Here is an 11,395-nt window from a genome sequence, read left to right on the forward strand (position 1 = left end):
GTAGTTCTGTATGAACTTAGTTAATCAACCATTAAAATGCAGAGAAAACATTTTTAAGTATATAGTTAATAAATAAGTGTGTTTATGAAGAAAAAGTTGACTTCTGTGCTACTATTTCTTGCATTGAGTGCAGGTGTGGTTTCAGCACAGACCTCGAAGGTTACCGGTAAGGTAATTGGGGAAGATGGAGAGCCGGTGATCGGTGCCTCTATTATCGTAAAAGGGACAACCGTGGGAACAGTCACGGATTTTGATGGAAACTTTGAACTAGAAGTACCTGCGAATGGTAAACAATTGGTTATTTCATACATCGGTATGAAATCTCAAGAAGTTGCGGCCACTTCTAATGTAAATGTAAAACTATTAGCCGATACCCAGAACTTGGATGAGGTCGTGGTTACGGCTATGGGTATCTCAAAGGAAAAGAAAGCTTTAGGTTATGCGGTTCAAGATGTGAAAGCGGATGAGTTGACGAAAGGAGCTAATACTAGTTTGTCTGGCGCATTACAAGGTAAGGTTTCTGGAGTGGAGATCTCTCCTTCTTCCGGTATGCCGGGTGCCTCTTCTAAGATCACGATTCGTGGTTCCAGATCTTTTACAGGGGATAATACTCCTTTGTATGTGATTGACGGTATGCCTGTCGCTTCAACGGCTGATGTGGACACCGGTAGTTCTGTTTCCGGCACGGACTTTGCATCTCGTGCGGTGGATATCGACCCAAACGATATTGAAAGCATTAATATATTAAAGGGACAGGCCGCATCTGCCTTGTATGGTATGCGTGCAACAAATGGAGTAATTGTCATTACGACCAAAAGTGGAAAGGGAGCCCGTAAAGGTAAACCTCAGGTCGCTTTTAATACCAGCTTATCTTTTGATAAGGTTTCAACGATGCCTGAATACCAAAAAGTGTATGCGCAGGGTACAAATGGCAAGTATAGCCCGTATGCTTCAACTTCTTGGGGACCACTAATCAGCGAATTGCCTAACGATCCGACTTATGGAGGAAATACGGATAATGAGTTTACCAAGCAATATGGTAAGCATGAAGGTATGTATTATGTACCTCAGCGGGCCGCTGCGGGATTAGACCCTTGGGCTCAACCACAAGCTTACGACAATATCAAGGATTTCTTCAACGTGGGTACGACATGGAGTAACTCCGTGAATGTAGCTCAAGCTTTTGATAAAGGTAACTATTCCTTCTCGATCGGTAATACTACGCAAGATGGTATTATTCCAAATACAGGCATGGACCGATACAACGCAAAAATGAGTGCCGAAGCTCAATTACACAAGAACTGGTCTACTGGATTTACCGGTACCTATGTAAATTCGAAGATCAGCAAGCAGTCTAGTGCCAATAATGGAATCTTAGCTACTGTTTACGGAGCTCCTTCTAGCTACGATTTAGCCGGTATCCCAAGTCATGTTGAGGGTGACCCGTATACACAAAATACATTCCGTAGCACATCAGGTTTTGACGGAGCTTATTGGGCGGTAGATAACAACGAGTTCTTGGAACGTTCACAACGTTTCTTTGGAAATACTTATTTGAAATATTCTACGAAGTTCAATACCGATAATCACAAATTGGATGTCAAGTATCAATTGGGTGTGGACTCTTATACGACTAATTATACGGATTCTTGGGGTTATGGACATGCAAATGGTTATGGAGAGATTGATCACTATGGATATTCAATCACGGAGTTGAACTCTTTGTTGACCGCTGCATATACTTGGAATATCAATGAAGATTGGTTGTTCGATGCCCTTGTTGGTAATGAATTGGTAGAGAATCAGCGGAAATTTTACGAGTCTTATGGAGCGAACTATAACTTCCCGGGTTGGAATCATATAGATAATGCTACAACTATGGTAGCATCCGAGTCATTACGCCGGAAACGCACAGTTGGTAACTTTGCTAGCATTTCATTGTCTTACGCTAACATGGTTTACTTCAACGCAACTGTTCGTAACGATATCGTATCTAATATGCCTCGTAACAACCGCTCATTCACTTATCCATCTGTTTCCTTGGGCTGGATTTTCACAGAATTAGAACCATTGAAGAATAATGTCTTGACTTATGGTAAATTACGTGCTTCTTACGCCGAAGTAGGACAGGCTGGAGATTATTATGATTCTTATTATACTACACCTGTTTACGGTGGTGGTTTTTATGGTTCTACGCCTATACAATATCCTATGAGTGGAATTACGGCGTTCACTCCATATGCTCGTGTGTATGATCCGAATCTGAAACCTCAGAACACGAAGTCTTATGAGTTAGGTGTGGATTTGACCTTCTTGAATGGTCTGTTCTCATTGAACTATACCTTCTCTCGGCAGAATGTGAAAGATCAGATATTTGAGGTTCCTTTGGCTGGTTCTACAGGCTCTGCAGAATTAGTAACCAATGGTGGCGCTATCCATACGAACGCTCATGAGATTACGTTGGGAATCAATCCGATCAATACGAAGAATTTTAAATGGGATATGGCATTTAACTTCTCTAAGATCGATAACTACGTGGATGAGCTGGCTCCGGGTGTAGAGAGTATTTTCTTGGGAGGTTTCGTTGATCCGCAGGTACGTGCGAATATTGGCGATAAATTCCCTGTAATCTATGGTACGACTTTCTTGCGTAATGACAACGGTGACATTGTCGTAGACGAAGATGGCTTGCCTCAGATCGGTAGTGAGGGTGTGATCGGTAAGGTTTCCCCGGATTTCCTCTTGGGTTTCAATACTAATTTTGAGATCTACAAATTCCGTATCGGCGCTACGTTCGATTGGAAATGTGGTGGACAGATGTATAGCGGTACATTGAACACGTTGAACTATTATGGTACAAGTATGGAGTCTGTTGAAAGTCGTACGGCCGAGACTTTCCGTTTTAGTCATCCGGCTGTAAAGCAGTTGGAAGATGGTTCCTATGTAGCTAATGACATAGATATCAAAGGCGAAGACGCTTTATCATATTATGACCGCATGACGCTTATTTCCGAAGCTGGTATCTATGACAGTGGTTTCTTGAAACTACGTGAGTTGTCCGTTAGTTATCCGATATGGGATAAGAATGGAATCAACGTGAACTTAAATGTTTTTGCCAGAAATATCATTCTTTGGTCTGAGTTGAAAGGTTTGGATCCTGAGGCTTCTCAAGGTAATAATAATATGGGCGGTGGCTTCGAGCGCTTTTCTATGCCGGGTGCTTCGAGCTATGGCTTCGGTTTAAATGTGAAATTCTAATAAAGGAAACAAAAGATGAAACTTCAAAATATCTCAAAAAAATTATTGACGGGAGTTGTTTTCACCGCAGCCTTGGTCTCTTGCTCTGAGGATAAGATGGATGAGATCAACAAAGATCATAATCATACCACAGCAGTTCCCGCAAAGATGATCCTTACGGATGTCATGACTTCGACTGCGTTTAGCGTGGTTAGCGGCGATTTCAATTTATATGGTGGTATGTATGTGGAACATGAGACAGGTTCGCATAATCAATTCTACTATGCGGAAACCCGTTCTTCTTGTACATCGGCTTCTACCTTTAATAACTCATGGGGGGGAACCTATTCGACACTGAAAGATGCTTTGATCTCTGTCAAAGTCGCAGAAGAAGAGCAGAACTTCATAACAAAAGGCATTGCGGAACTTTTCGTGGCTTACAATTTGGCGATCTTGACAGATATGTATGGTGATACACCTTGGAAAGAGGCTTGTGACTATACAGTATCTATGACTCCCGCTATCGATAAACAAGAGGAGATTTATAAGGATATCATGGCCTATGTGGATGCCGCAATTGAAGATCTTCAGAAATCAGATCTGACGAGCCTGTCTAATCAAGATTTGATTTATAAAGGTGACGCTTCGGCTTGGCTAAAGACAGCTTATGGCTTGAAGGCTCGTTATACGATGCGCTTGATGGGACGTAGCGCTGATGTTAAGGGCGATATGGAAAAGGTGTTGGATTATATTTCCAAGTCGTACACCTCGGCAGCCGAGCAATGTAGCTATGCTATGTATGGTGTGGGTGTTAATATCAACCCATTTTTCGGAGTATTCTATTCTCGTTTAGGTGAAGTAGCCAGCCGAAGTATGTTTGATAAATTGAATGAGCGTAATGATCCGCGTATCAGACGTTGCTATGTGGAGGCTAACAGCCAAACGATGATTGCTTCTAAGGATGATCCATTATTGAATCTTGCTCATAATGGTGATTTAGTGCAAAGTCAGTTAGAATATACTGTTTCCATGTTCTGTGCAGCTCAAACCGCTCCGACTCACATCTTAAGTTATCATGAGGTATTGTTCTTGAAGGCAGAGGCTTTGTGTCGTTTAAATCGTAAGGATGAGGCAAAAGCAGTGTTGAAAGAGGCTGTTGTCGCAGGTATGGCTAATATGGAGGTTAATATCAAGTCTGCCCTCGCTTCTGATTATTGGGGAGGTTTCTTGAATGTAACAAACGAGGTGACACCGGAGGAGGCCGCTTCTTACTTTGATGAGAATGTCGTTCCCTTATTCGATGCTAATCCTTTGAAAGAGACGATGATTCAGAAATATATTTCTTTCTGGAACGCAGATGGAGAGTCTACCGAGTGCTATAATGACGTACGTCGTTTGAAGAGCTTGGGTGAGGATATTTATGGCTTGCAAAATCCGGGTAAGTTCCCGTTAAGATGTCCGTATGGTAATGATGATACTACGACTAATCCTAATATACAAGCTGCTTATGGTGATGGTCAGTATGTGTTTACCGAAAACGTATGGTGGGCTGGCGGAACTCGCTAATCAATATATAAAAGCATAACGAGTGACAACATTCAAAAAAGGGGAAGAATATCTTAATGATATTTTTCTCCTTTCTTATAAATCCACATTCTAGCCGAACTTCAATCGTGTCTCAATCTTCTCAAGATCGCGGACAATCGTCATATCCATGATATTGCTATAGATTTCGGTAGTACGAACACTTTTATGCCCTAACAACTTTTGTACCGTAGTTATATTCGCTCCATTATATAATAATAAGGTAGCATTTGTATGCCGAGCCGTATGAAAAGATACCTTCTTATCAATACTTGCCAATTGGCTGATTCGGCGTAATTGCTTATTCACGTTTGAATTAGAGGATAAGGGAACACCAAACAGGGTTCTCGGCGCATTCTTATATCGCTCATAGATAGGTAAAGATTTACCCTCGAACAAGAGGAATAGCGGCAAACGGACACTCACATCTGTCTTCACCGATGAATAAACCAGCCAAACCTTATCATCAATAATCAAAAAGTTCTCTTTCGTTATACTTACTATGTCTGAGAAACGTAATCCCGTGTAGCAACTAAATAAAAACATATCCAGACACCGGCGCAATGTACGCTGCCCATCCAGCTTTAAGTTTTCCAAACGACCTAACTCCTCAGGCGTTAAATGAGTACGCTTACTCTCTTGATATTTAATCTTATATTTCCGAAATGGATATTTGTGCAACTCGAACAACTCCTTATTAATCGCCAAGTTGATATATCGTTTCAAATGCTTCATATGTTTAGCGATCGTATTTCGATGATACTCCTGCTTCAATAAGAAATATTCAAAATCGCATAAGAAATTGAAATTAATATCCTTAAACAGAACGTCCTTTTTATATAAGGATAGAACATGCAAAGTGGACAAATGGTTTTTTAATGTCGATTCTTTCAAATTACTATGTAAAATCTCCTCACGCATGAAAACAAGAAAAGAGGAAGACGTAGATGTCGAAGAAGCCTCCTCACGCAGATCCTTCAACGAAAAACCGTTATTCGCTTGTCTCTTCTCCAGCTCATCTCTCTCCAACTCCATAACATAGTTCTGAAGATACAGGTTTAACGCATCCATATTCGGATGATTCTTTATGGAACGTCTCTTGTTGTCCCATTGACAAGGTTTCACATAAACCTTCGTTGAAAAATACCTCTTTTGCCTATTCAAATAGGCCTCTACTTGAATCAAAGCTTTTCCTTCCGCATTCAATTGCTTTTTTCGATTAAACACTAAGTTGTAAATTACTTTTTCCATGATACATTTATATATTATCTGATTGTAAACACGAAGGAACAATAATAAGTTCTTTGTAGCACAATCTACAAACTAAAAGTTTGTTATCACGGATTACCTACTAATAAAAAACCATATATCCAAGTAAATAAAAAGGGCCTACCAAATACATGGCAGGCCTCTCCTACTTTTCGAGATATTAAATCATATCAATAATCTTCACCTTCCCAACCTGTTTTACGGAATCCCTTAACCGTCATCGACTTTCCATTTTGAGTCAAGGTAAATTCAATGGCATCCACTTTTGTATTGGCTTGAGTAGTATAACCATCCACAATTACTTTACCAGAGATATTGAAGGTTACAGTAGAATTTATACCATCATCCGCATGGAGCAGATTAGCGATACCATCCCCATCAAAAGATTTAGAAGCGACATCGCAATGAATCTTGCCACGTACTCCCCAGTCGTTTGTGGCAACACTCATTTTTATCCACATCTTATCCGTGGCATCATCAGTCGTATTGTAAGTATTGCAGGTCACACCTTCCGCCAAGACACCACCATCCTCACCTGTAACATTAACTACCCATTCGCCACATAAAGGGTAAATAGCCGTGTATTCTATCTCGTAATCACCATAAGTCTCACAAGAAGAAAAGGTGAGCAACGCCAATAAGATAACCAGTAATTTATTTATCTGTTTCATATTCAAAAAGCTTTTCTGATTAATATACATTTATAACACCCATTTATTTATGCCACCATTGTTTTTCCGCTAACGGAACTACCGCCGGAGTATTAGGGTTATAGTCTGAAGATGACTTCGGATACAATAAACGACGAGGATATTCACCCGGAGCCAACGCAGAACCAATGCAAGGAGTCAACTGCCCCCAAATATATCCTTCCTCATCCACATGCTTTGTCCCTAAAACAGGAATACCGGTACGATTGATATCAAACCATGCGTCCCATGCTTGACAACGAGTGGAAGCGATCCACTTCTGGGTCAAAATAGAGGTAAGCATTGAATTTTGGTCCGTACTATCGAAAGCATAAGGAGCACCTTCCGAAACAAACTCGGCAGCAGAATACCCCCAACGTTCAAACGCATAATTCACACCTTGCTCATAAGCCACTTTCGCTTTAGCCACATCATTCAAACGAGCGTAAGCTTCCGCTTGCAGGAACGCTACCTCAGCAGCAGACATAAAATAAACAGGATCTGTAGGACCTAGCTTAGCCACAGAGATCATACGAGTTGTTACCGCTACCGAGTTTGGGCGGTCACCATACTTCAAAGCTGTTGTCTCGCCGGAGCCATCCGTATTAGGTGAATAAAAATCATTTAAACGAGGATCCTCATATTTTTTCAAATAATCGCAAACCGTAGCGCACGCACGAATATTTACAGTTGAATTCAATTTACGACGGTCATTCTCATACAATGGATTTGATTTATTTTCCAAATCTTGAAAACAGTCCATCTTAGCGTCTACACTCAGCAAATCTCCTTCGTCGAGCAATGCCTTGATAGCAGCTTTATTCGTATCGAAATCACGCATCAACAATTTTAGCTTTAAACTCTTCGCAAATTGAATCCACTTATTCACGTCACCAGCGAACACCAAGTCTTGTTTTGTAACCGAAGGCAAACCACCTGCGGTAGCTTCCGCTTTTTTAGCGATAATCTCGTCCAACATCGCTAATAATCCCGGATAAACCACAGTCTTACTGTCATCATATTTCGGTGTAGTATTCTCATTCCCAAGAATAGCTTCTGTAAAAGGAATAGAGCCATAAGAGTCCACTAGGATATGATACATAAAGGCAGTCATAGTCTTACCCATTACCCAATAATTCCATTCTTGAGCCGATTCAGAGCTTTTGATAACCAAATCCAAGTCTGGCAGTGCTATTGAATAAGGTATAGACCACAAACGAGAATCGGATGCGTTAGTTATCGTATAGTTAACCAATGTATTATACTGGTTGGATGTATGTCCCTGCGTACATTGCTGAGACCACATGCTACCATATAATTCGTAAGTACCACCTACAATACTTGCTACTCCTGCGATACCAGAAGGAAGCAAAGTAGAAGAAGAGGCTTCCGTTGGATATTCCGGATTCTGGTTAATATCCAAATAATCGGAACAAGCTGTAGTCGCCATCAACAAGCAGCTAACCAGTCCTGTATATATTAAATTGTTTCTTTTCATACTATCTTTACTTTTTAAAGTTACTTATTATAATACAACTTTAATACCACCACCAAACGTACGGTTTGTCGGAGCCGCACCAAATTCACCAATTTCAGACAAGATGTCATTACCATAATTCGTACCTTCCGGATCTACGTAGTTGTTCTTTTTCGGGGTCCACATAAATAAATTACGTCCGATCAAACTAACTTGAACCATAGAGAATGGGGTTTGTTTCAACCATGCTTTCGGCAAAGAGTAAGAAAGTGTAATCTCTCTTAATTTCAAGTAATCTTTAGGTAAAATCCAATTTCTATACTGAGCGTAGTTGGAGGCGTTATTATAGTAGGTATTAACAGCGCTAGAAGCACCTCCCCAATGTACGATAGGTATATCATTCTCTACGTATTGACCATTTACGACTTTCACGGAATTAGGAACCACAAATGGTTCACGATTATTAAACACCGTATAAGTAGAGTTTCCGGCAAATGTAAGCAATTGAGAGGTATATGAATAGAACTCACCGCCATTACGCCAATCTAATACCGCTGATAAAGTAATCCCTTTCCATGTGAAATGCGTATTAAAGCCCATCAAGAAATTAGGTGTAGACGTTCCTACGATCTCTTTCTTGCTAGCATCAATTGTCGGCATACCGTTATTATCAACGATCACCTTACCATCATCAGTCGTGGCCAAAGCCGGAACCTTGAAAACGCCCAAAGGCTGACCTACTTCCGCAACGAAATCCACTTGATAGGAACTTGTCAATTTATACTCAGTTACATCATCCCATAACTCTTTCACCTCACTCCAGTTCTTACTGAAAGTAAAACCTAATCCCCACTCGAAATCTTTCGTACGAACAGGAATGCCATTCACTGCCAACTCGACACCTTGATTCGCAATCTTACCTACGTTGCGGGTCATAGACGTATAGCGAGACTCCGGAGCCAGACTAGCAGATATTATCTGATCTTTCGTACTCTTATTATAATAAGCAGCATCAATATCCAAGCGATTGTTAAACAGATGCGTTGTTAAACCGAACTCCCATTCTGTCGTGATCTCCGGACGAAGATCCATACTCGGCAAACGATTATACTCTGTCAAGCCTAATGTATTATTAATAGGTAAATATAAATCTCCAAAACCTAAACTGATTTGAGTCGGTGTAAAATAACTGCTAGTACGGTAAATCGGAGCATCGTTACCAGTCTGTCCCCAAGCTGCACGAACCTTCAAGAAATTCAGATAATCAGATTTCAAATCCTCAAACATATCCGTGATGATCAATGAAGTATTCACGCCACCATAGAAAAAGCTATTATTTCCTTGAGGTAAAGTAGATGACCAGTCGTTACGAATAGAAGCATTCACAAACCAGAAATTCTTGTAACCAAACTCACCTTGAGCGAACAAACCAACCAAACGGCGTCTATCAGAGTAAGTCGTAGTCATGGGCTTATCAACACCATTCGCTAAGTTAAACCATCCCGGTTGCTCCAAACCATACAGATAAGATTTCAAATAAGAACTCGTTTGTTGATTCAAGTTCCATCCAATCATACCATTCAAAGCGATATCCTCACCGATTTTATAATCCGCATTTAAGAAAGCGGTCGCATCAATTTGCTCCACCTTGTCACGACGTTCCGTATAAGTACCGGGCTGCTGCTTCTTACCACCTAATTCACTCCAAGACCCTGAAGCGAAAGTCACTTTTTCATTCCATCTCTTTTGAGTAGCGTTCGTAAAGTCACCACCTAAACGTCCAACCGCCTTCAAACCTTTCATAATCTCAAAAGCAAGCTCGATCTTACCATAGACACGGTCATCTTGATACTTATTACGATTATGATCTAACACCCAATATGGATTCTCCGCATAAGCTGTATAGAAGTTATCCGTATTAAAATAAGGATTCGTATAATCTTTCATTGAGCTAATATCTACATCCACGGCATGTTGTAAAATCTCAGAAAACATCGTTGCACCATCATCTCCTTGGCCAGCAGCAGCTTGTGTGATATCTTTACGGACATAGTTCAAGTTTAATTCCGCAGAAAAACGTTTATATTTCATATTACCTCTTAACGAGATTGTATTACGAGCATATGAATCAGCGTCACCCGGTAATACACCGTCAGACTTCACATTACCATAGGAGGCAACAAAACCAAGTTTATCATTACCCATACGAATCGAGACGTTATTATTCGTCTCAAAACCAGTTTCATAAAAATCACGAAGATTGTTCTTTACATACGAGAAAGGCTTAGAAAGCGGAGTTAATAAACCTTCTGAGCCGTCTGAGTAAGGTCCCCAGATATGATCACGACCATCCAAAACCGGTCCCCAAGAACCATTCTCCATAGGTCCGAAAGATCCCCATCCTTGTCCGAAACGATCTTGTGTTTGAGGAACACGCAATACGCTAGATCCCATAAATGAGCCATCGTACGTAACAGAAAGCCTCTCAGCCCCAGCCCGTTTTGTTGTCACCATGATAACACCATTAGCAGCCCGGCTACCATAAAGGGCAGTAGCGGAAGCACCCTTCAAGACTGTTACAGACTCAACATCCTCTGGGTTAATGTCATTAGCTTGGTTACCAAAATCCACGGAGTTAGAGAAAGAATCCTCACCTTGGAAATCATTCATAATAGGCACACCATCCACCACATACAAAGGTTGATTAGCACTGAAAGAACTGATACCACGCACGATTACTTTCTGAGAAGAGCCTGTAGCACCACCGCTAGTAATATTCAAACCCGCAACCTTACCAGTCAAACCTGACATCACTGATCCAGACTTAGCGGCATTCAAATCTTCACTCTTCACAGTAGAGGCTGCATAGCCCAACGCCTTTTCCTGCTTTTTCATACCAATCGCAGTTACGACAACCTCCTCAAGATTCTGGGTACCAGACTGAAGGACTACCCTCAACACATCTTGTACCGGAACCTCACGAGCAATCATACCCACATAAGAAATTACCAGAGTCTTCGCGGAACTTGGTACATCCAAACTGAACACACCATCAAAATCCGTTACTGTACCTGTAGTAGTACCCTTGACTATTACAGACGCACCAATAATCGGTTCACTGTCTTCGGCGGAAATAACA

6 protein-coding genes are annotated in these 11,395 nt (G+C 41.0%); 2 read left to right on the forward strand and 4 right to left on the reverse strand.

Features of this window, described 5'->3' with window-relative positions:
• The first annotated feature begins 84 nt into the window (after positions 1 to 84).
• The gene (locus tag NBH07_RS22105; protein ID WP_005855638.1) at positions 85 to 3,258 is read left to right on the forward strand and encodes a SusC/RagA family TonB-linked outer membrane protein; all 3,174 of its coding nucleotides are present in this window, start codon (positions 85 to 87) and stop codon (positions 3,256 to 3,258) included.
• A gap of 15 nt (positions 3,259 to 3,273) precedes the next feature.
• Entirely contained in the window at positions 3,274 to 4,803 is a 1,530-nt protein-coding gene (locus tag NBH07_RS22110) for a SusD/RagB family nutrient-binding outer membrane lipoprotein (RefSeq protein WP_005855636.1), read from the forward strand.
• A 90-nt stretch (positions 4,804 to 4,893) separates the two neighbouring features.
• On the opposite strand, the gene NBH07_RS22115 is transcribed toward NBH07_RS22110, so the two are convergent.
• From NBH07_RS22115 to NBH07_RS22130, 4 genes are all read right to left on the reverse strand, one after another.
• Positions 4,894 to 6,072, reverse strand: coding sequence for a site-specific integrase (locus NBH07_RS22115; RefSeq protein WP_005855634.1), 1,179 nt, complete (start codon positions 6,070 to 6,072; stop codon positions 4,894 to 4,896).
• Between the two features lie 188 nt (positions 6,073 to 6,260).
• Positions 6,261 to 6,761 (reverse strand): lipid-binding protein, encoded by a 501-nt coding sequence (locus NBH07_RS22120; RefSeq protein WP_036628884.1) that lies wholly within the window; start codon positions 6,759 to 6,761, stop codon positions 6,261 to 6,263.
• A 43-nt stretch (positions 6,762 to 6,804) separates the two neighbouring features.
• Positions 6,805 to 8,277, reverse strand: a complete 1,473-nt coding sequence (locus NBH07_RS22125; protein WP_005855630.1) for a SusD/RagB family nutrient-binding outer membrane lipoprotein — start codon at positions 8,275 to 8,277, stop codon at positions 6,805 to 6,807.
• Between the two features lie 27 nt (positions 8,278 to 8,304).
• The coding region (locus tag NBH07_RS22130; RefSeq protein ID WP_250833607.1) for a SusC/RagA family TonB-linked outer membrane protein at positions 8,305 to 11,395 on the reverse strand (3,091 nt) is incomplete at its 5' end.

The sequence above is a fragment of the Parabacteroides sp. B2-S-102 genome (assembly GCF_023656665.1).
GTDB lineage: Bacteria > Bacteroidota > Bacteroidia > Bacteroidales > Tannerellaceae > Parabacteroides > Parabacteroides distasonis.

What these genes read in the sequence shown, in the direction of transcription:
- NBH07_RS22125 (WP_005855630.1), bottom strand. Translation starts at nt 8,277, where the DNA reads ATGAAAAGAAACAATTTAATATATACAGGACTGGTTAGCTGCTTGTTG.
- NBH07_RS22105 (WP_005855638.1), top strand. Translation starts at nt 85, where the DNA reads ATGAAGAAAAAGTTGACTTCTGTGCTACTATTTCTTGCATTGAGTGCA.
- NBH07_RS22115 (WP_005855634.1), bottom strand. Translation starts at nt 6,072, where the DNA reads ATGGAAAAAGTAATTTACAACTTAGTGTTTAATCGAAAAAAGCAATTG.
- NBH07_RS22120 (WP_036628884.1), bottom strand. Translation starts at nt 6,761, where the DNA reads ATGAAACAGATAAATAAATTACTGGTTATCTTATTGGCGTTGCTCACC.
- NBH07_RS22110 (WP_005855636.1), top strand. Translation starts at nt 3,274, where the DNA reads ATGAAACTTCAAAATATCTCAAAAAAATTATTGACGGGAGTTGTTTTC.